We start from the raw sequence: 26,289 nt of genomic DNA, 5'->3' as shown, positions 1-26,289 counted from the left end.
GTTAACGGCTATTTGTAATCCAAATAACGTTATCTTCCTCTTGACCATTTACTGGCCACCAGTGGAAACCATCTTTTGCTAACAACTCATCTGCAGCTGTTGGACCCCAAGATCCAGCAGGGTAGAATTGTAGATCACTAGATTCTTCACGCCAAGCTTGAGCGATTTTATCAACAAATGCCCATGCATGTGATACTTCATCCCAACGTGTGAAGTAAGTAGAATCACCATGTGCAGCATCATTAATTAGACGCTCATATGCTTCTGGTGTATTAATACCTACTAAGCAGCTTTGACAGAATTCCATATTAACTGGTTGCACTTCATTGTCAGATCCTGGTTTCTTAGCATTTAGTTTAATATAAATGCCTTCCATTGGATTAACACGAATAACTAATAAATTTGGTGCAAGGTCATGTTTTGTTCCAAATAGAATATTATTGGCAACAGGCTTGAATTCAATGACAACTTCTGTAGTTTTAACTGGTAGACGTTTACCTGTACGAATGTAGAATGGTACGCCTGCCCAACGGAAATTATCGATCATTACTTTTGCTGAGAAATAAGTTTCAGTCGTTGAACTATCATCTACTGAATCCTCTTCACGGTATCCCAACAACGCTTTGTCACCAAATTTACCAGCAGAATATTGACCACGAATAACATTATTACGAACATCATCGCTAGATGTATAGTTACGTAATGAACGTAGAACCTTAACTTTCTCGTCGCGAATATCTTCGCCAACAAGTCGGCTAGGAGGCTCCATAGCAATCATGGACAGCATCTGAATCATATGGTTTTGTCCCATATCACGTAATGCACCTGATTTGTCATAGTACCCGCCACGATCTTCCACGCCAACAGTTTCAGAAAGTGTAATTTGTACACTTGCAATATGCTTATTGTTCCATAGTGGCTCAAAGAATGAGTTTGAGAAACGAAGCACTTGAATATTTTGAACCATTTCTTTACCAAGATAGTGGTCAATACGGAAAATTTCTTCTTCCTTGAACACTTGGTTAAGTTGTTTGTTCAACTCTTGTGCAGATGGTAGATCATAACCAAAAGGTTTTTCAATAACTAGACGATGCCAACCTTTAGATTGTAACATGCCTCCATCACGCATATTAAATGATACTGGTCCGAACAACGACGGTGCCAATGCTAGATAGAACAAACGATTACCAGGAATAGCGAATTGTTCATCAAGTTCAGAAGAAAGCGCATCTAAAGCTTTGAAGCCTTCCACATCGTTAATATCAAGAGACATATATACGAAATGTTCAGCAAATCGATTCCACATATTTAGATCATCAGCTTTATATCGACAGAATTCATTGATGGAATCATATAGATCTGAGCGAAACTGCTCATTTGTGCGTGGACGACGAGCTAAGCCAACTACTGCAAAGTTTTCCGACAATTTTCCTTCTTTATATAAACTGAACAATGCCGGGAATAGCTTACGTCGCGCCAAATCTCCAGTTGCACCAAACAAATAGTAGATAACGCCTTCTGGTGAAACAGATTCAATTGAAGTATTGTAGGTCATATGTCTCATTCTTTCTTTATAATTTTTATACATATTTACATGTAATGTAGTTTAGCATATTCATCCTCAATTCGCCATGAAGTTCTCATAAAAATTACTAATAAACAACTTAAGTACTTCTAATTAGTTGTGTTTCCGACCATAATCTCACCAAATTCCCCACTAATAAGCGGAATTGCTAAAGTTATTGTCACTTTATTGTCTATGCTGCTGTGGTGTTCTGATAATTGTAAGTTCGCCATTTTTCCATTATTGACCCATCGAGATGTTTGGACACTATTTGTAAATAATGTACTACTTTTTGTTCCGGAATCTTCATACTGCTCCACGATCTTACTGATCGATAAGTTCTGTAATGTTTTTAAGCTTTGATCATTTTTAGCTTGGCCAAAAACTTTCATACTTAATTGTGCTTGTGGATCTTCAGCAACAATTAGTCCATTTAATTGCTTCACATATGTTTTCATACTTGCAAATCTATCTATACTACCTTGCTCAATTTTCAATAAAATTATTGTAGGATTGCTATCGTTTATTTGCTCGATTGAACTTAATTGCAAATGACTACCTTTGAATGATCCAATTCCATCTATTGTTGCTCCGTTATGTCTAATGTTTTTCGGTAAAGGTGAGCCTTTTGTATCTTTGAAAAATTGCTCCGTTAATAGTTGAAAGCTTGCCTGAGATAATGTTGTATCCCAGCGCAAATACCAGTCACCTTCAGTAGCCCCATCTAATAGTAGCTCATCGCTCCATTTCCATAGTAAGGACAAGTCAGATAACTCAGATTGCAGGTTAGCTTCTTGAGCTGTTGATTTTTCTTGCATCCAAGCAAATAACATTAATACGACTACGATGGATACTGTTAAAATTAATTTCCATCGAGATTGTTTCTGTGGTTTTGCCTTAGGTGTCATCATATAGACCATCATTATCCCCCCTCGCCTGTGATCACGATGATTAGCTTCGTCGCATACTCGACTGCGAAGATGACATTCATCGTTTATTCCAGTGCTCACGTACCAATTACGTACGTTCCGCGCTTCATTTCTCTAGCTTCATGTCATCTTCTTGGTGCTGACAGGCGAGGTTGCTCGTAGCCTGTCTTACTACCTTAAAACCTTACTACCTTGGACTTTATTTCTTTAAGCATTGCTTCGTCCTGACAGGCGAGGTTGCTCGTAGCCTGTCTTACTACCTTAAAACCTTACTACCTTGGACTTTATTTCTTTAAGCATTGCTTCGTCCTGACAGACGAGCTTGCTCGTAGCCTGTCTTACTACCTTAAAACCTTACTACCTTGGACTTTATTTCTTTAAGCATTGCTTCGTCCTGACAGACGAGCTTGCTCGTAGCCTGTCTTACTACCTTAAAACCTTACTACCTTGGATCTTACTTCTTTGAGCATTGCTTCGTGCTGACAGGCGAGCTTGCTCGTAGCCTGTCCTACTACATTAAAACCTTACTACCTTGGACTTTATTTCTTTAAGCATTGCTTCGTCCTGACAGGCGAGCTTGCTCGTAGCCTGTCTTACTACCTTAAAAGCTTACTACCTTGGATCTTACTTCTTTAAGCATTGCTTCGTCCTGACAGGCGAGCTTGCTCGTAGCCTGTCTTACTACCTTAAAAGCTTACTACCTTGGATCTTACTTCTTTGAGCATTGCTTCGTGCTGACAGGCGAGCTTGCTCGCAGCCTGTCTTATTTGCTCCCTAATTAACTTTGTAAGGTATAGTAATACGCTTAAAATTATCGATATCCTGCATAACTTTGGTCACTTTCGTGCGACATTTCAGAAGCAAATTCCGCTAAGCGGCGCGGCTTTGGAGGTATTCGACAGCATTAATGCTGTTGCTTTAGATATACTGTCATTAGGTAACAATTCCTCGTTTTCCTCGACAGAATGAGAGCACAAAAAAACACGAAACATCAATGATCGTACAACGATCGTTGATGTTTCGTGTTTCGATGAGGGCTACTATCTACTCGGCTACCCCATGCTTATGTGCGTAAATAGCTGCTTGTGTGCGATCTTCTACATCTAATTTGTTAAATATGTTCGTAATATGAAACTTTACCGTCTTAACGCCAATAAATAATTCGTCAGCAATTTCTTGGTTCGACAACCCTCTAGCTACACTTTTTAATACATCCATCTCGCGTTCAGTCAAAAGATCATGCAACTGCTGCTTCGGTTCACTCTTTGGCTGACGTAAACGATTCATCATCTTAGCTGCAACTTGTGCTTCGATTACAGATTGACCTCTAGCAGCCGCACGAATCGCATCTGCTATTTCCGTTGCTCTCGATGTTTTCAATAAATAACTAAATGCTCCCGCTTCGATAACGGGATATAACTTACTATCATCAATAAAACTTGTTAGTACGATTACTTTGCAATCGGGATGAACTTCTAATATTTGTCTAGTTGTCTCTACTCCATCAATAGGCTCCATCACTAGATCCATCAGTATAACATCTGGACGATAGCTTGTAGCCATTCTAATACCGTCGTAGCCATTGCTAGCCTCACCAACAACTTCAATTCCATCTTCTGTATCTAATACCGCAGCCAATCCAATTCTAACCATTTCATGATCATCTACTAATAATACCGATATCGGTCTATCCATTCATTAACCCCTTCCTAACCTTTGCTCACATTTGTAACGATCGGAGGCTCATAAGGTATCGATACAAATACGGTTGTACCTTCACCAACATTTGAAGAAAGTCGAAATTGACCACCTAATTCAATGACTCTCTCTTCCATCGTTAGCAGACCGTAGGAGCCTTGTTTTCGAGTCCCCATCTCAAACCCCACACCTTTATCTTGAATAATCATATGTACATCATGATCAAGCTTATACAGCTTCACAAGCATATACTCTGCTTTGGAATGTCGTAATGCGTTAGATAACGCTTCCTGAGCAATCCGAAATAGATGATCTTCGATCTCGACACGCATGACGATAGACGTATCGACAACTAATTCAATTTCCATAGGGATTTTTTGTTGTAACTCATTAACTAGTGCCGTTAATGCCAGACCTAGACTTTTGCCATCCAAATGTACGGGTCGTAAATGAAGTAGTAACGCTCTCATTTCTGATTGTGCTACAGATGCCATCTCTTCAATGAGCTGTACTTGTCGCTTCGCTCGTTCCCAATCACGTTCAATGGTTCTACTAACTGCTGTAGCTGTCATAGATATGGCGAAAAGTTGTTGACTTACTGCATCATGCAATTCCCTAGCTAGTCTTTGACGTTCTTCAATGACTGCCGTGAAACGAACCTGCTCTTCCCACAGTGAATCTTCTTCGGTCTGCTCCACATCATTAACTTGGTCATCGTTGCCAAGCAACGTGATTGAAGAATAATTCTTTCGCTGTGCAAGTATTTTCCGCATTGATGCCTTTAATCGAGAATTAATAAAATATTGATAGATTGCTGAGCCAGCGAGCCCTACACCCAGTGCACATAAGCCTATAATCGCCCATGTTCCTTGTATACTCATAATGTGTAGAAATCCTGCTCCTTGCATAATAATCAACAAGAAACTTCCAATGATCAATAACCATATAAATGTCTCAAGAAGTACTCTAGACCTTATTTTTTTTTCTTCGGTAGGTAACTCTTCCGAATTTTTCACGAAGCTCCTCACTCTCATAACATCATTATGCAAGAAAGAGCAGACCGAAAATCGGCCCGCTTTTCTTGTGTTCTATAGTTATATACGATTACTCAACAGGATTAAGTTTATTCTTCATCGCTTGAATTTGCTCTTCCACTTTCATTTGACGCTCGATGTCAGCAGCAGTTAGTGGTGCTTGTGCGGGTGCTGCTGTAGATCTTGATGAGCTATAGCCATAAGGTGAACGTTGCACATCAGCTTCTGCTTCCATCATCATAATTTTTTCTTCCATACGTTGGAATCCACGAGATGCTGTTCCATTTTCAAGCGTATGATTTGAAGAGATTGAAGTCATTTGTTTTTGAGCTTTAGCAAGCTGTGCTCTTGAAGCAAGTTCATTACGTTTATTACGCAATTGATAGAACTCGTCTTTCATTTCATGCAATTGATTCATAAGTGCTTCTGCTTGTTGCTTCGCATTAGCATGAAGTTCTGTATATTCAACAATTTTTTGATCGAAATATAGTTTTTCTTCAAGTAATTTTCTTGCTAATTCTTCTTGATTTGCACGAAGAGCTGCTTCTGCCTTAGATTCACGATCATTGGAATTGCGAATGCTGTCATCAAGGCGTTGTTGCATACTGCGTTCTCCAGCCATTTGTTTCGCTACCGTAACTTCAGCTTGATGAATCTCAGCCTCCATGTCACGTAGATATTGATTAATCATTACAACAGGATCCTCTAATTTATCCAACCAGTCATTCACATTTGCCTTTGTCATATCCTTCATTCTTTTGAAAATACTCATAATATTATTCTCCCTTCTCGATTCGAGATAATTTTGTTTTCAATTCTTCTATTTCACGACGTAAAGCCTTTTTTTCAAGATCATCCATCATCGGATCTGTGTTTTGCGGAGGAGCTTGATAAGCCGTGTTATCTGCTGGTCTTGCTGCATTCCAATTCGGATTATATGATGTACGTTGGTTCATTGGATCATGACCATGCATCGGGTTTTGATATCCATAAGAATGGTTATTGGGACCACTAGTTGGACCGTACGGGTTATAGATATTTGGCGTCTTTGGAATGATCATACTTACAATGATATAGACTAGAGCAAAAGCTCCACTGCTTAATATCGATAGTACCACTACCAATATACGATACAAGGTTGCATCTATATTTGTTAGTTCAGATAATCCACCACAGACTCCTGAAAGCATCTTATTCGTTCTGGAGCGGTATAGTTTTCTCACAAGGACCATCCTTCCCCATTTAATTTCTTCTTAAGTTGTTCCATCTCACGGTCAACTGCAAGACTTTGACGACTTGCTACCGTTGGATCTCCATAAATACCACCATTGTTTTTGCGAACTTCTCGCAAGCTTTGAGATTCATTTTCCATCTCGCTTAAGCGTGAATCCATTTTTCTCATCACTTGAGCTGGATTATTATTATTGTTAAAGCTCATACGCTCGTTCATTCTTTGTTGCAGTCGAAGCGATTCCATGCGAGATACATAATAAGCGCGTTTATCATATACAAGTTGATACTCTTGACGTAGTTCTCGAAGCTGCTCTTCTAGTTCAATTAAGGAACCACTACTTTGCTCATATAACCCTCGATAAGAGTTAGCATTTTCAACAAGCATTGTTTTTTCAGATAGAGCAGATCTTGCGATCATTTCTTCTCCAGCTTTCAAGGCTACCATCGCTTGATATTCTTTACGTTCAATTTGTTGTTCCGCTTGTAACCACTGTGACTTCAATTGATGTGAGTGATTTAAGTATTGATGATGAAGACGTTCAGCCTGAATAATCTCATCGCGGGTTGACCATAGAAACTGATCTATTAATTTCACTGGATCTTCTGCTTTTTCAAGTCGATCATTCAATGTTGCCATTGTAATGTCGCGAATACGTTTAACAAATCCCATCCTCTAACCTCCTAAAACGTTTTGTAAGTTCATAATGTGCTTCTGTGTAACAAAAAGTTACTTCGTAACCATTAACTAAAACTTTTTGTGATCTAGTAACGTGAACCAAACTTTCCTTTAATAGCTGATATACCACCAACGATTAATACGATTGCTAATATTAACGTAAGGATAGATCCTAGTTTACCAAGTAGCATTACAAAACCGATGATTAAGAACAAGCTACCGATAATTTTCTTTCCATTCTTAAGACCAATATATCCACAAACGATTAATAAAAACGGAAGTAAAAATGCGATGATCGGACCTAGAAGAATATTGAAAAACTTAAGTGCAAGTAAACCACCAATTGCGATACAGATAATACCTATCAATGATTTTCCATTCATTCCCTACATTCACCTCTTTCTATTCTTTCGTTTATTGCCTTGCGTTGCTCTCTTGCTTATGTACTTAGTATAGATTGTTTTCTCAATGTTCAAAACAGACCTATGACGGTATTTATCCTAGACCATAGGCGGGGATGGTTATCATCTTAGGGTCTAGTACCCTATCAGCCTTATGATAAAAGGGTTGAATGAACATATTCTGCTCATTCAACCCTTAGCGTGAATTATCTTGACAGCTTATTATGGCGTAATAGCTTCGGTCGCGCTAGAATCAGCTACTTCTGCAGATAATCTACCCTGCTTTGCAAGAAAAGCATCAAACTGTTCTTGCTTCGCAGCAATGATTTTATCTATTCCAGCACTTTTCAACTTTTCAATATATTCAGGCAGCACTACAGCAGGATCTACTGATCCTGATTCTAGTGCCACCGCATATTGCTTATCTACATTAACAACTGCCGCTACTTCTGAGCGAACCTCTTCTCCATCAAACATAAAACCAAGACCTGGGGATTGCACAGCCCCTTCATTAAAGGTAACGAATTCTTTCCATTTATCGGGGTCTTCCGTATCCCATAAATAATTAATGAATTGATTTCCTAACATCCAGTTAGATCCAGGACTATAACGTGCGGTTAGATCAGTCTGCTGTATAACATTATTAGAAATTTTCTTATAGTGAACACCTTCAATTCCGAAATTTATGAGGTTGTTCAAATATACATCTGTATGTAATAAATTTATAAACGCCATGGCTAGTTCAGGATGGCTAGTCGTTGATGAAATAGCAAGCATTGAACCTGCCGTCTCTGAAGTTGCTAGTGATTTTTGATTTAACTCAATTTGAGCCAATTTGCCTGACAATCCAGTTTGCGCACCTAATTCATCTGCTTTACCTGGCTTTATTGGCGTCACTATAGAAAAATATTCATTGGATGATAATGCGTCATTGACCATCATCTGTGTAGTAGCAGCATCCTTATTCGTATAGTCCTTCATAAAGAAATCTCTAGCTATATATAAGTTTTCAATATAACGATCTATTTCATATAGCGGTTTAACTTCAGTAGAATCCTTATCCTTTAATATATAGCCGGGAATAGATGTATCGCCCAAGCCGTCATAATTCACCATATAATGCGAATTAAGATTTTCACCATGCTTCACAAACAGAGGAGTTATAGAAGGCATTTCTTGTTTAAGAGTAGCGTAGATTTCATCTAAATCTCGAATGGTTTGAATATTACTCATATCTAGATTAAGCTGCTCAGCAATATCTTTTCGATAAATGATTCCTCCTTGAGCAGCGAATTCTTTATTTGTTGGTATTCCATAGCTAATCCCTTCAATCTTCGAGCCATTCAGTAAAGTAGGATCTAAACTTTTTATTATCCCTTGACCATATTGTTGAAGTAAATCATTTAATGGTAGAAATGCACCACGAGATACATTCATAGAATGCTTACTCCACTGTGAAGTGAATATGATATCAATCTCCTCACGTGAAGCGATCATAATATTTTGCTTGTTATCCCAAGATCCCCAATCCAGTACTACAAGATCAATATTTGCATTTAACACTTTTAATAAATACTTATTAATTTCTTCTTCTATTAATTTTTCATCTACTTGCGGAGTTCCAATGTATACAAGCTTTAACGTATATCCATCACCATCTACAACGAAGTCCTCTAGTGAATTTTCTACAATTAAATCGCTTTCATTATTAGGTAGCCCGTTATTTCGAAATAAAGAACAACCCACTAAAGTAACAGAAAGTGCAATAATTATATTTACTATTGCTAATCGACGAAACGTAAGCACCATAATGACATTCCCTCGCTTCCTATTCCAACATATACATTTATTTTATATCTTTGGAATAAAAACGCAATAGTTTTAATTTTAACCATTTTAGTGTATGTACATATAAAAAAGCGGCGCCAATAGTTTTCACTATTGACACCGCTACATTCATTTTAATTATTTGTTAGCAAGGAATTCATCAAATTGTTTTTGTTTTTCAGCAACAACCGCATCAAGTCCAGCTGCTTTAAGTGCTGCAACATATTCTGGAAGAACAGTATCAACATCTACTGCACCACGATCGATAGCTACTTGATATTGTTTAATTACATTTGCTAGAGCTCCAACTTCGCTCTTAACAGGCGCACTATCAAATATGAAACCTAGAGCTGGTGAAATAATTGCACCTGTGTTGAATTCTTTGAATTTAGCCCATTTATCTGGATCTTCAGAATCCCATAGGTAGTTCAAGAATTGGTTACCGAACATCCAAGCATGACCAGGATTATAGTCAGCAGTGCGGTCAGTTTTAGACATAATTTCACCATTAAGCGTGTAATGAATATCTTTAATACCGAAGTTAATTAGGTTGTTAATTTCTTTGTCAGTGTGCAATAGGTTAATGAACATCATCGCACGCTCTGGGTTTTCAGAAGCTGTTGTAATACCTAACATAGAACCAGTAGTTTCAGATGCAGAAATTGTTTTCGTTGTTAATTCAATTTGAGCAAGTTTACCACTAAGTCCAGCAGGACTTGCAACTTCTTCGTCTTTACCAGGTTTCAATGACTCGATGGAAGAGAATACAAGACCAGCTTTCCAAGCGTCAGCTGACGATACTTTACTTGTTGCAGAGTCAGCATTAATATAACCTTTATTGAAGAAATCACGTGTAGTTTTTACTGTTTCTAGGTAACGAGCTGTTTCTTCGATTGGAGCTACTTTAGTGTCAGTACCATCTTTGAAGATAGCACCAGGGATTGTAGCATCACCTAGGAAATCGTAGTTACCGAAGAAGTGAGCGTTGAATGTATTATCTGTAGAAGAGATATAAAGTGGAATTAGGTCCGGTCTTTTTTCTTTTACTACAGCATATACAGCGTCAAGATCTTGAATTGTTTTTACCGTTGTCATATCAATTCCTAAGTCTGCAGCAACCTCTTTATTGTAGACAATACCACCAACAGCTGCTAACTCTTTCGTCGTTGGAACACCATAGTTTTTACCATCAATCTTAGCACCTGCTAAAAATGCAGGATCTTGAGAATCAGTAATACCTTTACCGTACTGTGTAATAAGATCGTCAAGTGGAAGGAATGCACCTTTACCTACGTTACTTGCATGACCATTCCATTGTGCAGTGAAAAGAATATCGACTTTTTCACGAGAAGCGATCATTAAGTTAACTGTGTCATCCCATGGACCCCAATCTACTGGAGTAAGATCAATTGTTGCATTGATTTTTGCAGTAAGTAATTTGTTCAATTCTTCCTCAATTAACTTTTCGTCCTTTTGAACTGGACCCGGATATACTACAACTAATTTAACAGGTTTCAAATCTTCTTCTTTCGGAGTATCAACTACTGGAGTTGGTGTAGGGTCTGTGTTGTTGCCTGGAGTGTTCGATGGTGCAGGCTTATTATTACCACCACATGCTGTAACAAGAAGAGATATTGCCAAAATCATTGTCACTAAAAGTGAAGCGCTTTTTTTGCTTTTTCTCATTATTGCGACCTCCCAAAAAAATTATTATATGCTAACCAGCAAAGCTGGATATAGCTGTACATTGTAGCAATCTATTGAGATTGCTTAACCTTTTACTGCACCAACCGTTAGCCCTTTTACGAAATACTTCTGGAAGAACGGATAAGCGAAGATGATAGGACCTATGCCGATAATAACCATCGCCATACGAACACTTTCACTCGGGAATTTGAACGTACCACCCGCTGCAACAATTGCAGAAGCTGCTGTACTGTTAGTAGAGAGATATTGAATATTCAACATCGTCTTATACATCAAGTATTGAATCGAAATATTGTTTTCTTTCGTAATAAACACTAGACTTAGGAACCAATCATTCCAATACGTTAATGTTTGGAACAATGCTACAGTCGCAAGTACAGGTAAAGACAATGGCAATACGATTTTGAAAAATATCCTCATCTCACCGGCACCATCGATATTAGCTGATTCTAAGATTGCAGCTGGAATTGTTGTTTGAAAGAACGTTCGTGTAATTAGCACGAAGAATGCGGCAACTAAGAGTGGTACAATTAGTGCTGCCATCGTATTTTTCAAATCTAGCAACTGCACATATACTAAATACCAAGGTACTAAACCACCATTGAATAACATGGTGAAGAATACGAAGAATGTAAAGAACTTGGCATGTGGGAAATCTTTACGTGAGATCGGGTATGCATATAAGGCGATGATGATCATACTCAAGCATGTTCCAATTAGCGTTACAATGATTGAAACCGAATATGCTTTAATAATGGATGTTGCATCTTTGAATAGAAAGTCGTAAGCAGCAAAACTGAACGCACTTGGCCAGAAGCTATAGCCATCTTTTACAATTGTGCTCTCGTCGGTAATGGAAACCATAACAACGAGGATGATTGGAATAATACATAGAAGTGAGTAGACGCTAAACAAGGAATGAATTCCAAACGTCGCTAACTTCGGCAATCTATTTTTTGGATTAGCATAGGTATTCACTTTTTCTATTTCTGCACTCATATGGTCACCCCCTTAGAATAATGCATTATCGCTGTCAATTTTTCTAACAATCCAGTTAGCAAAGAATACGAGCGAGAAGCCTACAACGGATTGCACTAGACCAGCTGCAGAAGATAATCCGATATCCCCAACCGTTAAGAAGGTTCGATAGACATACGTATCAATTACATTCGTTACTGGGAATAACACGCCTGATTCCCTTGGTACTTGGAAGAACAATCCAAAGTCTGCATTAAAGATACGACCGACTTGGAGCAATGTCATTATTGTAATGATTGGAGTTAGTAATGGAATTGTAATTGTAAAGATTTGCTTAAATTTACTAGCACCATCTATGGTAGCTGCTTCATAATACTCCTCATCGATACCGATGATCGCAGCCATGTAGATTACAGTGTAATAACCCATGTTTTTCCATGTATTAACCAGCGATAGAATGTATGGCCAAAAATCTTTTGTGAAATACCATTTGATCGCTTCGATATCTAACATTGGTAATAATGAATTATTAAGAAATCCGTTTGTATCGCTTAAAAACGCATATGCAAGATAACTTATAACAACCATGGATAGGAAGTAAGGTAAGAACATTACCGTTTGATGAAGTTTTGCTAAAAATCTGTTTTTAATTTCATTCAACATTAGAGCAAACATTAACGGGAAAACTAGATTTAGTACAATGAAACTACTGTTATATAACAATGTGTTCCTTGTAATAATTAAAGCGTCCTTTGTCATGAACAAATACTTAAAGTTTTCCAATTTGCTCCAAGGACTTCCCAATATGCCATCCACATAGTTAATATTTTTGAAAGCAATGATTATCCCAAACATCGGGATATAATTGTTCAATAATAAGATAAGAATTGCTGGAAGCATCATAATGTAGAACATCCAGTATTTCTTCATGGTCTTTAACATAGGTATTTTCTTCTTAGGCACTTGTTTCACCGTTACATTCAAGATCTCTGAACTCATAACCCCACCCTTTCATCTCTATATTGTCTCGTTGCTATAATCAAATTGTATAAAAAAAAGACACCGAACATTGTCGGTGTCGTGACTTGATTAACGCTATAATGACTACTTGACTAATTTCATTATACTTTTTGATACATTTTTCGATATTCTTGAGGCGTAAGTCCTGTTGTTTTTTTGAATAATTTAGAAAAATGCGAGAAATTAGCATATCCAACTTCCATTGCGATATCACTTACTCTCTGATTACTATGTTCAAGTCGCTCTTTTGCTTTTGCTATTCGATACTTCACTAGGTAATCGGTTAACGATAAGCCTGTCTCCCTACGAAAAAGTCGTGATAAGTATGCTGGATTTAAATAAACTTGCTCTGCTAATCGTTCTCGACTAAACTCTTCGTCCATATGCGCAATCATATACTGTTGCACTTTCTCAACAACATTAGAAACTTGCTTGCCCTCAGCAAATATCCTTCCATTAACTTGATGGCAAATTTGAATCGTCCACGTTTTTAGCCGTGCTGATGATTTTAATAGACCATCATTCATTTCCCAAGCTTGTAGACTTAATATACCGTTACTGCTTAACCCTTTCATATGTAACCATTGCATCAAACTATTCATAAATCCAAAATAAAACGTGGCAAGATCATGGTAACCAACTTCATCTTGTTGAAGTTTATCAAAATATACATCAATCTGGTAGTTCAATTGTGTCATTTTCCCTGTTTCAATTAACAATATCCAGTCCGGAAAATGAACTGAAGCCTTCGTATTAGATTCAGGTTTAATCGATAATTCTTTTTCTACTTTAACAGTGCAAGATTGTGTAACGTTTTGCTTCTCAATAGAAAGTAAATTACGAATTCCTTCTCGAATTGATGTTAGTGGTATGAGATCACCAATATAACACGATAGATAACAATGTAAATGCTCACGACAATGCGCTATCAATTGATACGATAAGTTCTCAAGCGATAATTGCTGCTCTGCACTCGGTTCATATAAGATAAGATAGAGATCACCTTGACCATCTTGAATACAATGCCCCTGTCTATTGGCAAGGAAGAATTCTTCTGCTACATTTTTAATAGCGTAGGTCATTATTTCCTCATCTCGTGCTGACCATTCTTCTTTCCATTGTTCAATACTAATGAAAATAATTTGAATATGACTATCTGACTTAAGCGGAATATTATAATTACGCATCGCTGAATCTAAGTACACTGACGCAAGTGACTGCCTGTAATGAATAAGATCATGCCAAAATCTCTCGACTAATAATGGTCTCTCTAGTTGCCATTGTTGAAAAAATTGATCGTAAGTCGAACGAATCGAATCCAATGATGAAATTTCTTCTGCTTTTTTGTATGCTTCTTCTAATGCTTCTTGTAATAAGCTATGATCGATCGGTTTTAATAAATATTTAAAGCCGGATAGCTGTACCGCTTGTTGAGCGTATTTGAAGTCTGCATGACCTGTTAGAAATAGTGTTACACAATTCATCGCATTTTCGTTAATCCATTCAAGTAGATCTAATCCATTATGAATGGGCATATCAATATCTGATAAAACAACATGCACCTGATGTGTCCGCATTATTTCTTGTGCTTCCTCTACATCCATAGCTGTATAAATCTCATTATATTGCAGCTTGTCCCACTGGATACCTTTCACTATGCCTCGTATTGCAATCTCCTCATCATCAACAATTAACAAATTGTATGACAAACTATTTCAACTCCTCATAAATAGGAAAATATATTTCAATAACTGCACCGCTCTCTTCAGTAAGATTACGGAATTGTATCGTAGCTAACTTCCCATAAAGTAGTTCAAGCCGATTAATGACATTCATGATGCCAAGACTTGTCCGCTGACCTTCCTCAATCGCCTCATGTCGTCTTAGCTTAACAAGAACATCTTCTGGGAATCCGGTTCCATTATCTGAGATCGTAATGATAAAACCTTGATCAGAGTTTCGATGTGCTGCAATCGTAATTTTGAAAATTTGTTTACGATTTTTGAATCCATGAATAATGGCATTTTCTACAAATGGTTGTATCGTTAAGGCAGCGATTGGATAGTTCAAAAATGGATCAATATTCTCAATTGACATTTCTAATCGATTGGGAAACCTTAGTTGCTGAATCGTAATGTAATTTTCAATATGTTTCAATTCTTCTTTGAATGTAATCATATCTCTATTGGATGTCATGATGAATCGGAAATAATCTGCTAGATGTAATGACATCTTCTTCACCGAATCCATTTCTTCAAGGACAGCAAAGTTATAAATAATATTTAAAGAGTTCATATAGAAATGCGGATTAATTTGCGATTGTAGTTGTTTCAACTCACCTTGCTTTACTCGAAGTTGTTCCTCATACACATCAATTTTCAAGTTTTTCACTTGTTCCGCCATATCATTAAATGTGTTGGCTAGAAAATCAAATTCAATAGTGTTATTACGTTGTAAGCGAACCTCCAAATTTCCTAATGAAACTTTCTTCATACCTAACATTAACTCATGTAAAGGTTTGAATAACATGCGTTGCATATACAGAATATAGAGACCTAGAATGACAAGAAAAAAGATAGGGGCAACAAATGTTGCATTGCGAAAAAATAATAGTTCTCGCATAATTGTCTTTTCTGGTATGGCAAGACGGTAAGCCATATTAGCTACGTGACTTCGTTGCTCAAGTAACACATAATCGCTCGCATTCGCATCGATGATATCTGAGCTCGATTCACCTTCTAAACTACTATATGCCGTTAAAACATCCGTTAAGTGATCATTTTCTACATTAAAGATATCAGTAAATCCAATATCCCCGTCATTCCACTGAATTAATAATAGATCATGAATATCTTGAATGGTTACGATTGCTCCAAAGAACAGATCATCGGTTACTTTTATGTAGTTAATAAGATAGTATTTACCTGCAACCCGATCACTTTCACCTAATTGCCAATTAGATTTACCGTATTGATACATCTCAGCTTTATATGATGACTGTTCCATATGTTCAGTGATTAATTTGTAAGTATCGTTGTAGACGCTTTCAGTACCGAAAATAATATCATCAGCCTGATAGAGAAAAACGGAATCTACGAGATTATATACCCCAACATCTCGATTCAGTTTGGCATTAATTCTAACTTTAGTTAGCGTATAATCATTACTGTTTACTGGATAAGAAGTTAATAATCCAATATCTGCGTCCAAGACCCCCATCTTATATAGATAGTCATCAATTTGTTGTAAATAATGATCGATTTGCCCAGTGAATATAGTTAACGTATTGTTATAGGTTTCAGACACTTTCACTCGTACAAGATCGCGAGAATTGGAGTTATTAATTAACATATAGGTCACAACAGGTATCATAACTAAAATAAAACCTACCAATAGCTTATATTTCACAGATTGACGATGAAACATGAATGGACCTCACCTATTCTCTTCTATAATGACTGTCATCAATATTATATATCATTTACTTAATTTTACTAGTTTTACTATTTCACCATAACGCTGTCAATCTATTAATAAGACAAAATAAAAAAGCCGCCTCACAGTAGAGTTTCCTACTATAAAGCGGCAAAAGAATTTATTTGTTCAGTTTTTCTAATGTTTGTAGTAATTCATATGCGATTGAAATGATACTACCTCTCGTTACTTTCTCTTTGAAGTCTATTGTTGAAGCTTGTTCAGTTGAGATCATACCTGCTTGAATTAAACTCTCAATATAAGGTAGTGCCCAGTTACTAGCTTCATATGCTGGAATAGTTTGCTGCTTAGACAATGGCAACTGAAGAATACGACTTATTAAAGTATAAATTTCTTCATAGCTCATCTCTTTATTCGGAGAGAACTTATCTTGCCCTGTACCTACTAACCATTGACGCTCAGTAAGTAAATTAATATAAGAACTTGCCCAATGATTTACCGGTACATCAGTAAATGTTAATGATTGTGCCTCACTTACTACACGTGGTAAAGGTTGATTCAATTGTCTAGCTACTAACTCAGAATCTAAACCAAATAGCTTCGTAATAATTTTGCTGATTTCAGCTCGAGTTGCATGTTGATCTAGATTTGCCCTGCCGTGTTGATCACCTTCGATAACACCCATTGCCGTTAGCTTACGAAGTTGCTCATTCGGATTCGTAATATCGCTATACACTCTGCTTACATTAGCAAGTACGTAAGTTGCTCCATCATTAACGACTGCTTGAATGCTACTGTTTGAAGTAATTCCACCAACATAACTTAATTCACCTTTATCGTTCAACTGATACAAAGCAACTGAAGCTAGATCTATATTTGCATCAAGTGCGAATGTTAAAGAAATTGGTAGATTAATTAATTGTGGTAATACTGTTCCTGTAGCAGTAGTTGCTTGTACTGTAATATTGAAAGGTTTTCCTATTGCTACGATTTGTGCTCCCTGTTGACCAGTAAGCTGTAGTTCCGTATTCGCTACTGTGGCTTGTGGTTTCCATTGAATGTATAATCCACCGTCACTACCATTGCCTGCTGGAATTAAGCTTGCCAACTGTTCTAATGAGAACTCAAGTTGATTCTCTCCCCATTGAATTACCACATGATCAGCTGAGCTTGACGTAGGAAGCTTGATTGTAGCAGAAGTTGCATCTGCTTTGACAATACCTTTCCAAACTTGAGCATTCCCAACAGTTTGAAGAGATAATTGTAACTCCGCTTGCCCGTTATCTGTTGATGTTGTTGGGTCCGGTTTTACAGTTGGTTTTGGTGTTGGTTTTGGTGTTGTAGTCAAATCCCCTGTACGAATTAGCTGCCAGTCATCAAAATCACCGTAATCCTCAATCGCATCATTGACGGTTACGCCAATTTCTAACTTTCCATTTTCAACAACAATGTCTTTGACAACGATTTTTTTCCAATTTCCCCAACCTGTTACCACTAATGGTTCAGTAGATGTGCCTGCTTCATTTGTTGCATATAGCTGACTTGTATCTGCAATCGGCTCGCCAACTATACCAATTTGTGATTGAACGGACAATTCATATATTCCATCTGGTAAATTCGAAATTTGTTGCTTAGCATTAACGACGGCATGATTCCAGAAATGAATCGCGTAACTGCCCAAATATGCGTTCTCTTGACCACGCTCTGCACCAGTTAGTTGCCATGCTGACATATCAGCATCTTCGATGCCTGGATTGACGATGTAATTGAAAGGAGTGACAGTAATATTTGCCTTTATCTCTTGCCCTGTGATCAATGTACCTGTTAATTGCGTAGTTCCAGGAAGAGAGACATTATATTCACTAGGTGTCCAAGATTGAACTTTAATATCACGATACGTATCATCAGTGTATAATGCTTTAACTTTTGTAGGAAGTTCAACATATACACCTTGACTAGTTGTTATTGCAATATCATTTACAGATAGTAATGTCGGCTGCTCATAATCATCCAAGCTTTGACGAACTAGATTAAATACTTCGATAGATGGTAATGCTTCACCAAAATAATTGAACAATGCTTGATTCGCCCAGCTTGCTCCACCATCAGTTGGAATACTTTCACCCTGATAAGAAGCTGCGTACTTAGTTGCCCAACCTGTATCCGTTCCTAGTAACCAGCCTGGCTCCCAGTAGAATACGCCAACTCCTTGAGCATCAGGAACTTTCGCTACCGCATTGATAACATCACGGATCGCTGATGCTTGTCCTTGAACAGTGGCTAAGTAACCCGCTGTATCTGCTTGAGCTTGACCGAACACATGACCTGTATCCCCATTGTTAATCGGATCTTCAAGCGTATAACCATAAGATGTTTCTACAATAGCAACCTTCCTATCAAATTTTGCAGCTAACCCGTTCATTACTTCTTGAATATTATCTAAGCTGCCATGCCAGAAAGGATAATAAGACAAGCCGATTACATCATAATCAAGATCATCATATGTCGCGTAAAAGTTAGATACTTTTGCCAAGCCATCATTCGGATTTGCACGATGAATAACGATATCGATATGTTTGTTGTCACCAACTTTTGTTTCAAAATCTCTTACCGCTTTAATTCCTTGCGCAATATACTTTTTCGCTTTAGCAGCACTATTACCTAAGGGCCATAACAATCCACCATTAATTTCATTGCCGATTTGAATCATATCTGGGTACACATTTTCAGCTTTTAATGCTTCTAATGTTTCATAAGTGTATTCATATACTTGTAATTGAAGTTCACTTTCTGTTAGTTTAGCCCATGCTTTTGGCGTATTTTGACGACCTGGGTCTGCCCAGAAATCGCTATAATGTAAATCTACCAATACATTAAGATCAGCGGCCTTCGCATCTTTAGCCATTTCAATCATAACTGCTTCATTAACATCTCCCGCTCCGTACGAATTACCTTTACCATCGGTCGGATCAACCCATGTACGCAGTCTAATCCAGTTTACGCCTCCATCTTTTAGAGCCTGAATCATAGATGTTTCTTGACCAGCCAGATCGTAATATTTACGACCTACTTTTTCTAACGCATATAGGGAAGATATATCTGCCCCCATCATAAAATCAGAACGGTTGCTACCTTCTAGTTCTACTATAGGCTCAACTGAGATTTCCGTTCCTGTATAATCCTGTAATGTACTAGACACATAGATTGCACTCGTACCTGTGCGTAGTAATTCTCCTTCATTATATACTTTTGCAGTAATTGTAGCTGTACCTTCTGCAACTGCCTCAACAAGACCATCTACAGACACGATAGCAACATCTTCATTACTACTGCTATATTCAACTGTTTCATTAACACTATGTGTAGTCGTTAATTGTACGCTAGCGTTAGGACGCAATACAGCGGAATTAGGTTTAATTGTTGTTTTTGTCACCGCTGCACCTTGTGTGAATTGTACATCCTGCAAATATCCATACAATTCACTATTCATTACAATTTTAAAACTGATTGTGACGATGCCATCCGTACCAACCATGATATTATTTAGTGTTAATGGGACGGGTTTCCCCCAGTCACTTCCTGTGAAGCTAATTAATTCCGTAAAAGTCCCTTCGCTAGTTGTAGCAGACATAACTGATTGAGCATCTAATGTCTTACCCTTATCCCCATGTAATAATACAGATAAATTATACTTGCCTGATGGGACATCTGTTAATTGCTTTGATAAAGTAAAGTCCAAACTTTTTGCATCATAATATTCTAAAAACGTATTCGTACTGTCATCCCACAATTTTTCTGGTTGCGTACCCGCTACATTCCAAGTAGTCGCTTCTCCATTAATGGACAACCCAATTGAGGGCACCGTATTGAGTTCTGCTGCTGAAGCTGTACCAATTACCGGCTGCCAAAGCGTTATTATTAATGAAAGAGCGATTAGTAAACTTATTAGAGAGTGTTTCTTCATAATCTTTCTACCTCCTAGTCATTTTACATGCATCTATCGATGTACTTCATAGAGTTACAAAGTATGCATCAAAGTCAGATACTACATGTTATTGAGTTTATTATATGGATTGGCTATCGTACCCACAATGTCCGAAATGAAAGGTATATGCACTTTTCGCAAGGTATCACTAAATAACTGTAAATATCTTGCTAAAAGTGTATGTTTAATAAAAAAAGCTTATTGTCCTTCTCCTTTTAATTTGGAGTAGACAATAAGCTTTTAAATTTATTCTTTCACTGATCCTAATACTAATCCTTTAACAAAAAACCTTTGTAGTAACGGATATATAATCATGACAGGCAATGCACCAAGAAAGATTTGAGATGCTCTTACTGTTTTTTGCGACAACATCGCCATTTCCACAGGATTGAAGCTCATCGAACTCATATCTCGTTGAACGATGACCGTCTGGAGAAATGTAGCAAGTGGATAATCCGTCTTGTCATTAATATATAGCATACCATCAAACCATGAATTCCAATGGAACACAATGCTGAATAATCCTAACGTCGCCAGTGCTGGCAATGAAACCGGTAAATAGATGCTGAATAAAGTACGGAAATGACCCGCTCCATCAATTAATGCCGCTTCTTCTAATTCTTTGGGTACACCGCGGAAGAAGTTCAACAGTAAAATGGTCAGCCACACGTTCACAGCTCCTGGTATAATAAGTACCCAGAATGTATTCATTAGTTGTAGCTTCTGAACAACGACATAGAACGGAACTAATCCTCCGTTGAATATCATCGTGAAGACGAATATCCAAGCATAGATATTACGGCTTTTGAATGCGTTTACTTCTTTCGACAATGGATAGGCAGCTAAGCAAGCTAATGCAAGCGTTAATGCAGTTCCTAATATAGTACGCTTTACTGCTATCCAGATAGATCCAAGAAATATTGGATTATTTAATGTTTTCTCATATGCAATCGTAGTAAATCCTACCGGCCAGAAACTAACGAGATTACCATCAGCAGCTGATTTCGCACTGAATGATACCGCTAATATATGAAAAATCGGCAATATACAGCATAGCGCTATAAGAAGTAAAAAAATCGTGTTAGCTATATTGAAAATTCGATATGGCAATGTTTTATGATACATCTATATCACTCCCTTATGTTCATTAGAAAACGCGATAATTAGCTAGCTTGTAAGCAAGACGATATGAGATGACAATTAAAATCATCGAAACGACAGATTTGAATAGTCCAACTGCTGTTGCTAGTCCAAAGTTACCTTCAAGTATTGCTGTTCGATACACAAACGTATCGATAATATCGCCCTTTGCATAAACAAGTGAATTGTATAGATTAAAGATTTGATCGAAACCTGCATTCAAAATGTTACCTAACGATAAAGTACCCACTACAACTGCCATTGGCAATAGTGATGGAATCGTTATATATAGTGTTTGCTTCCAACGAGAAGCTCCATCTACCTCGGACGCTTCATATAATGAAGGATTAATATTAGCTAGTGCAGCAATAAAGACGATCGTACCATAACCAAATTCCTTCCAAATTTCAGAAAGGACAACCGTAAAGCGGAACCAGTTACCACTAGATAAAAACGGAATCGGATCAATATTGAAGATGGAAACTAACATCCTATTAATCAGTCCACCGTCTGTTGACAGGATATCAGTAAGTATTCCTCCGAGAATGACCCATGATAGGAAATGTGGTAGGTAAACAAGCGTTTGAATCGTACGACTAATAAATACTTTTCTAATTTCATTTAACAATATAGCAAAGAAGAACGGAACTACTAAGTTGAATATGACTTTCAACCCAGCGATAATAAATGTATTCCAAATCACTTGAACACTATCTTGTCGCGCGAACAAGTATCTAAAGTTATCTAGCCCTATCCATTTGGAATCGAATACACCTAGCCACGGCTTAAAATCTTGGAACGCAATAACAATTCCCAGCATTGGAACATAGTTGAACACGATTAAAAATATTAACGATGGTAAAATCATAAGGTGAAATGGCCAATTTTTTATCCGTTTCATAGCAACGCCTCCTAAAACTTCATGTGTCTTCTGAATAGTTTTCCTTGCAACAAAAAAGTTGCATCGAAAGCTTAAGCCAAAACTTCTATAACCTCTATACTTAAAATTATAGACTGTGTTCCCATACGCTCAACAGCCTACAAAAGCAATATTCATGGCACGATTACAACATATTCAACAAATAATTTATATAAGTGATTACCGATACTAGTAATTAAGAAATGATTGGTCTGATCATTCATTATTGCTTTAAAAAAAGCTCGATGAAAAGTAATTAAGATTACTTTCATCGAGCTTTTATAATGCCTGAGATTATTTAACGCCGTTGTACCATTCATTAACTTCTTTTGTAATTTGGTCGCCGCCTTCAGCTTTCCATTGCGTAACAAAATCATCAAAAGCAGAAATATCTTTATTACCATAAATAATTTCGTTGAATGTTGTTAGTTCAATTTTTTTCAAATAATCAAGCTTTGTATTCATTGTTTCTGTTGGAGGACCAGTAAACATATCTTTGAATGAGATAGCTTCTTGTTCTAGTAGAACAACTGCTGCCGCTGGTGTTTCAAGACCGTATGCAGCTTTCACTTCCTTCTCAAGACGTGTAGTAGGCTCAGCTCCACTAGCTAGATTCATAAGTGCTTTCATTTGCGCATCTGGAATACGAGCTCCATCACGAACTAGTAGATAACGTACAGAGTTAACATAGCCACCAGGAATATCATCATAACGTAGTAAAGTACCATCATCAGCGATATCGAAGTCATAATTTTTGAATAGGCCATTCTCAAACTCGCTTCCAACTTTTGGATTAGCAAAGTTCTCGAACAGATAGTTCTGATAAGTAAAGAATGCTTCTGGGTTTTTCATCTTCGTACTAATTAATGTTACACCATTCGTATAATGTGTACCATGACGCATCGCAGTACCGTCTTCACCAGTAGGGATACCAAGTGGTTTCCAAACTGCAGTTGGTGCATTAGCTGCTGTATCAGATAATGGCCAGCCGCTCATCCAGTAAGGACCAGCGATAATGCCAGCTGTACCAGCAACAGCTGGCACTGAAGTTTGGTTTTCATCCCAAAGTGCTATTTCTTTAGGGATATAACCTTTTGCATGCCAATCACGAAGTAAAGCTAAGCCTTCCTTCATACCAGGTTGAATCGAACCATAAGCTAATGTACCATCCTCAGCTTGATTCCATTGCTCTGGCAATGTACCGAATGCACCAAAGATCCATGATGGATCACCCATCCAAGTACTTAATTTCACTTTTGTCCCCATACTTAGAGGAGTTACGTCAGCTGGTGCAAGACCATCTGGGTTATTATTTTTGAATTGTTCCATTACATTTTCTAGCTCAGCAATAGTTTTTGGAGCTTCCAATTTCAAAGCGTCCAACCAATCTTGTCTGATCCACAGTAGATAATCGTGGTTATATGCATAATCAAGCACGGGAATACCCATACGATCGCCATCACGAGTATATGGATTCCATACATTATCATCTAGTGCCATTGCACTTTTCCATGTATCGCTAGCATACTCATCGAACAAGGAACCAACTTCACGGAATAGACCAGAGTCGATTAATTCATGTGCCAGTTGAGGAGTACCGATCGTTACAACATCAGGAATTTCATTCGCTGAATTAAGAGATAGACGCATTTTAGTTTCGAAAGCATTATTAGAGTCAGTTACAGACCATAACGATTTGATCTCGATTCCAAGTGTATCAAGTGCCCACTTTGTAGCTACGTTACTTTCCATTGTTTCATTGTTCTTAAATTTTAATTCTGGGTCAATGCCCCATACAGTAGATATCGTAATTGGCGGATCATATTTATCACGATATAGACTTTCATTTTCAGTGACTGCATTACCATCTTTAGGTGTATTGCCACTATTATTCGGAGTTGCAGCTGGGTTCTTTCCATTATTACCGCCACAAGCGGCTAGAACAGAAGTTATCATGATGATTACCAAAGCAAGAAAAATTCCTTTGTTCATGTTTTTCTTCATCTTTATTCCCCCTTACAAATTTTGTACTCTACATTGTAATTATAAATTGAGGAGGATTGTCATCATATGACACTAACATAACATTTCTGCACCTTTGCAAAGGTATTACTGATCACGAAACTCATTCGGAGTACATCCATAGTATTTTTTAAATATTTTACTGAAATATTGCGGATTCTGATAACCTAACTCAGTCGTTATCTCATAAATCTTCTTATTAGTAGATTTCAGCATATATACAGCCTTTTCCATCCGCATTCGAATAATAAAATCTCCCAAACTTTCACCTGTCTCGCTCTTATATAGTTTTGACAAATATACAGGATGCAAATAGACACGATCTGCTATCGTTTTAACTGATGTATCTATACCAAGCTCGCGATTCACTAACTCTTGAACTTGCTTAATAATATGTTTTTTCTGATAACTGTCACTTTCACTGAAATGAAGTTGAAGCGTATCGATAAGATCATACGACCATATTTTCAGATTCATTGCACTACTTATTAATCCTCGATCAAATAATAAATTCAAACCATGTGGGTCAATTTTACGTATATCTAATCCTTTTTTGTGAGCAACATAAATAATGCCGTTAGAAATAGCAATAAATGCCTCATATATGCTTTCTCTAGTCTGATTTTCTATAATGTCTTTTTGGAATAAACCATCTAATTTCTGCTTAGCGGACTGCCATTGCGCTGACTCTAGTAAATGAATAAATGTTGGTGGCTTATGTAACTCTTCAAGTGCACTATTCATCGGTTGCAGATTATTAGCTACTGCATCAAGTAATACTAGTTCAGGTTCATGCAATTGAATTCGATATAGTGCAGTAAGCGCTTCTCGGTATAATTGGCTAATAATAGTAGGGAAACTGAACCAATCAGACATTACTATCGATAAACCACCATCCAAATATTTCGATACTTGTTGTTGGAATTCACGACATAGTCGCTGCACATATCCTTTATCATATAATTTTCTGTCTGCATTTTCAGGTAGTGTAATCACAATAACAACGCATTCATGCGGTGTACTACTGTGCCAAATGCGATACGGACTTGGAAAGATTTCTTCAGCTATGTTACCAACGGCATACTCAATCAACTGCGTAGAATCACGGTCCATATCAATAAATCTTCCTGCTAATTGAGCTGTTAATAGTATCGCTGACTGTCCATATTCTAATTTAATTTCATACTGTTCTAATTTTATGGAAAATGCTTGCTGTGAATAGGTTCGTCCTAACAAAATATCATGCATAAATTGTCTTTGTAATAGAGAATGCTCCCCTTTACGAGAGTACATTAACTGATGAGTTTCTTCGACACGTTTCCATTCATCTCTTAGCCGTTCAACTTGTCCTGTAATACACGTAATAAATTGCTCATCATTCACAGGTTTTAACAAATAATCTACCGCTTTTAATTTCAATGCCTTCTTCGCATATTCAAAATCTGAGTATCCTGTTAATAGAATCGCACGTATATTGGGCCAACGTTCTTGTGCTTGTTCAATTAATTGTAATCCTGTCTGTTCTGGCATCCTAATATCCGTTACTAGAATATCAATTTGTTGACGCTCCATTATTTCTATTGCTTCCAGTGCAGAGGCAGCTTGATAGACCGCTTCGACACCTATTTCTAACCAAGGTATCGTTAAAGCTAGACTTTCTGTAACATAGGATTCATCATCGACCAATAGAATTTCTATCATATTCATGTTCACTCCGTTCA

The 26,289-nt window shown here is 37.3% G+C and carries 19 protein-coding genes; all 19 read right to left on the bottom strand.

The genetic code is table 11. The features are described 5' to 3' along the window. Window position 1 precedes the first annotated feature (1 nt). The gene (gene zwf, locus NV377_RS10620; protein ID WP_258201197.1) at window positions 2–1,555 is read right to left on the bottom strand and encodes a glucose-6-phosphate dehydrogenase; all 1,554 of its coding nucleotides are present in this window, start codon (window positions 1,553–1,555) and stop codon (window positions 2–4) included. A 119-nt stretch (window positions 1,556–1,674) separates the two neighbouring features. Further along, window positions 1,675–2,487: a YwmB family TATA-box binding protein gene (locus NV377_RS10615; RefSeq protein ID WP_258201196.1), complete on the bottom strand. Its 813-nt coding sequence runs from the start codon at window positions 2,485–2,487 to the stop codon at window positions 1,675–1,677. Window positions 2,488–3,537: 1,050 nt separating this feature from the next. Continuing rightward, on the bottom strand, window positions 3,538–4,188 hold the full coding sequence (locus NV377_RS10610; protein WP_258201195.1) for a response regulator: 651 nt from the start codon (window positions 4,186–4,188) through the stop codon (window positions 3,538–3,540). A 14-nt stretch (window positions 4,189–4,202) separates the two neighbouring features. Beyond that, window positions 4,203–5,207 (bottom strand): sensor histidine kinase, encoded by a 1,005-nt coding sequence (locus NV377_RS10605; RefSeq protein ID WP_258201194.1) that lies wholly within the window; start codon window positions 5,205–5,207, stop codon window positions 4,203–4,205. Between the two features lie 88 nt (window positions 5,208–5,295). Next, window positions 5,296–5,997 carry a PspA/IM30 family protein gene (locus tag NV377_RS10600; protein ID WP_258201193.1) on the bottom strand — a complete coding sequence of 234 codons (702 nt, stop codon included), beginning with the start codon at window positions 5,995–5,997 and terminating at the stop codon, window positions 5,296–5,298. Between the two features lie 4 nt (window positions 5,998–6,001). Then, window positions 6,002–6,457 carry a PspC domain-containing protein gene (locus tag NV377_RS10595; RefSeq protein ID WP_258201192.1) on the bottom strand — a complete coding sequence of 152 codons (456 nt, stop codon included), beginning with the start codon at window positions 6,455–6,457 and terminating at the stop codon, window positions 6,002–6,004. Continuing rightward, window positions 6,445–7,128, bottom strand: coding sequence for a PspA/IM30 family protein (locus tag NV377_RS10590; protein ID WP_258201191.1), 684 nt, complete (start codon window positions 7,126–7,128; stop codon window positions 6,445–6,447). The genes NV377_RS10595 and NV377_RS10590 overlap by 13 nt, the downstream gene beginning before the upstream one ends. A 92-nt stretch (window positions 7,129–7,220) precedes the next feature. Continuing rightward, window positions 7,221–7,517, bottom strand: a complete 297-nt coding sequence (locus tag NV377_RS10585) for a LiaF transmembrane domain-containing protein (protein WP_258201190.1) — start codon at window positions 7,515–7,517, stop codon at window positions 7,221–7,223. A 240-nt stretch (window positions 7,518–7,757) separates the two neighbouring features. Beyond that, window positions 7,758–9,344: an ABC transporter substrate-binding protein gene (locus NV377_RS10580; protein WP_258201189.1), complete on the bottom strand. Its 1,587-nt coding sequence runs from the start codon at window positions 9,342–9,344 to the stop codon at window positions 7,758–7,760. Between the two features lie 156 nt (window positions 9,345–9,500). After that, window positions 9,501–11,048, bottom strand: a complete 1,548-nt coding sequence (locus NV377_RS10575; RefSeq protein WP_258201188.1) for an ABC transporter substrate-binding protein — start codon at window positions 11,046–11,048, stop codon at window positions 9,501–9,503. Window positions 11,049–11,132: 84 nt separating this feature from the next. Then, window positions 11,133–12,068, bottom strand: a complete 936-nt coding sequence (locus NV377_RS10570; protein ID WP_258201187.1) for a carbohydrate ABC transporter permease — start codon at window positions 12,066–12,068, stop codon at window positions 11,133–11,135. Between the two features lie 12 nt (window positions 12,069–12,080). Further along, a complete protein-coding gene (locus tag NV377_RS10565) occupies window positions 12,081–13,046 on the bottom strand; it encodes an ABC transporter permease (RefSeq protein WP_258201186.1) in 966 nt (321 codons plus the stop codon). A 122-nt stretch (window positions 13,047–13,168) separates the two neighbouring features. Further along, window positions 13,169–14,776: a helix-turn-helix domain-containing protein gene (locus tag NV377_RS10560; protein ID WP_258201185.1), complete on the bottom strand. Its 1,608-nt coding sequence runs from the start codon at window positions 14,774–14,776 to the stop codon at window positions 13,169–13,171. A gap of 1 nt (window position 14,777) precedes the next feature. Further along, entirely contained in the window at window positions 14,778–16,493 is a 1,716-nt protein-coding gene (locus NV377_RS10555) for a sensor histidine kinase (RefSeq protein ID WP_258201184.1), read from the bottom strand. Window positions 16,494–16,662: 169 nt separating this feature from the next. Beyond that, window positions 16,663–20,466, bottom strand: coding sequence for a glycosyl hydrolase 53 family protein (locus NV377_RS10550; protein WP_258201183.1), 3,804 nt, complete (start codon window positions 20,464–20,466; stop codon window positions 16,663–16,665). A 267-nt stretch (window positions 20,467–20,733) separates the two neighbouring features. Further along, a complete protein-coding gene (locus NV377_RS10545; RefSeq protein ID WP_258201182.1) occupies window positions 20,734–21,612 on the bottom strand; it encodes a carbohydrate ABC transporter permease in 879 nt (292 codons plus the stop codon). A 22-nt stretch (window positions 21,613–21,634) separates the two neighbouring features. After that, entirely contained in the window at window positions 21,635–22,528 is an 894-nt protein-coding gene (locus NV377_RS10540; protein ID WP_258201181.1) for an ABC transporter permease, read from the bottom strand. Between the two features lie 312 nt (window positions 22,529–22,840). After that, complete coding sequence (locus tag NV377_RS10535; RefSeq protein ID WP_258201180.1) at window positions 22,841–24,550, bottom strand: type 2 periplasmic-binding domain-containing protein; 1,710 nt, start codon at window positions 24,548–24,550, stop codon at window positions 22,841–22,843. Window positions 24,551–24,655: 105 nt separating this feature from the next. After that, window positions 24,656–26,275: a response regulator gene (locus NV377_RS10530; protein ID WP_258201179.1), complete on the bottom strand. Its 1,620-nt coding sequence runs from the start codon at window positions 26,273–26,275 to the stop codon at window positions 24,656–24,658. Between the last annotated feature and the right edge of the window lie 14 nt (window positions 26,276–26,289).

This window comes from Paenibacillus endoradicis, from assembly GCF_024721975.1.
The sequence above is the reverse complement of the archived record's forward strand: the minus strand, read 5'-3'. Positions and strand labels throughout refer to the sequence as shown.

Excerpts from the sequence above, each read along its gene's own strand:
- zwf (WP_258201197.1), bottom strand. The coding sequence starts at position 1,555 with ATGACCTACAATACTTCAATTGAATCTGTTTCACCAGAAGGCGTTATC.
- NV377_RS10615 (WP_258201196.1), bottom strand. The coding sequence starts at position 2,487 with ATGATGGTCTATATGATGACACCTAAGGCAAAACCACAGAAACAATCT.
- NV377_RS10610 (WP_258201195.1), bottom strand. The coding sequence starts at position 4,188 with ATGGATAGACCGATATCGGTATTATTAGTAGATGATCATGAAATGGTT.
- NV377_RS10600 (WP_258201193.1), bottom strand. The coding sequence starts at position 5,997 with ATGAGTATTTTCAAAAGAATGAAGGATATGACAAAGGCAAATGTGAAT.
- NV377_RS10595 (WP_258201192.1), bottom strand. The coding sequence starts at position 6,457 with ATGGTCCTTGTGAGAAAACTATACCGCTCCAGAACGAATAAGATGCTT.
- NV377_RS10590 (WP_258201191.1), bottom strand. The coding sequence starts at position 7,128 with ATGGGATTTGTTAAACGTATTCGCGACATTACAATGGCAACATTGAAT.
- NV377_RS10585 (WP_258201190.1), bottom strand. The coding sequence starts at position 7,517 with ATGAATGGAAAATCATTGATAGGTATTATCTGTATCGCAATTGGTGGT.
- NV377_RS10580 (WP_258201189.1), bottom strand. The coding sequence starts at position 9,344 with ATGGTGCTTACGTTTCGTCGATTAGCAATAGTAAATATAATTATTGCA.
- NV377_RS10575 (WP_258201188.1), bottom strand. The coding sequence starts at position 11,048 with ATGAGAAAAAGCAAAAAAAGCGCTTCACTTTTAGTGACAATGATTTTG.
- NV377_RS10570 (WP_258201187.1), bottom strand. The coding sequence starts at position 12,068 with ATGAGTGCAGAAATAGAAAAAGTGAATACCTATGCTAATCCAAAAAAT.
- NV377_RS10565 (WP_258201186.1), bottom strand. The coding sequence starts at position 13,046 with ATGAGTTCAGAGATCTTGAATGTAACGGTGAAACAAGTGCCTAAGAAG.
- NV377_RS10555 (WP_258201184.1), bottom strand. The coding sequence starts at position 16,493 with ATGTTTCATCGTCAATCTGTGAAATATAAGCTATTGGTAGGTTTTATT.
- NV377_RS10550 (WP_258201183.1), bottom strand. The coding sequence starts at position 20,466 with ATGAAGAAACACTCTCTAATAAGTTTACTAATCGCTCTTTCATTAATA.
- NV377_RS10545 (WP_258201182.1), bottom strand. The coding sequence starts at position 21,612 with ATGTATCATAAAACATTGCCATATCGAATTTTCAATATAGCTAACACG.
- NV377_RS10540 (WP_258201181.1), bottom strand. The coding sequence starts at position 22,528 with ATGAAACGGATAAAAAATTGGCCATTTCACCTTATGATTTTACCATCG.
- NV377_RS10535 (WP_258201180.1), bottom strand. The coding sequence starts at position 24,550 with ATGAAGAAAAACATGAACAAAGGAATTTTTCTTGCTTTGGTAATCATC.
- NV377_RS10530 (WP_258201179.1), bottom strand. The coding sequence starts at position 26,275 with ATGAATATGATAGAAATTCTATTGGTCGATGATGAATCCTATGTTACA.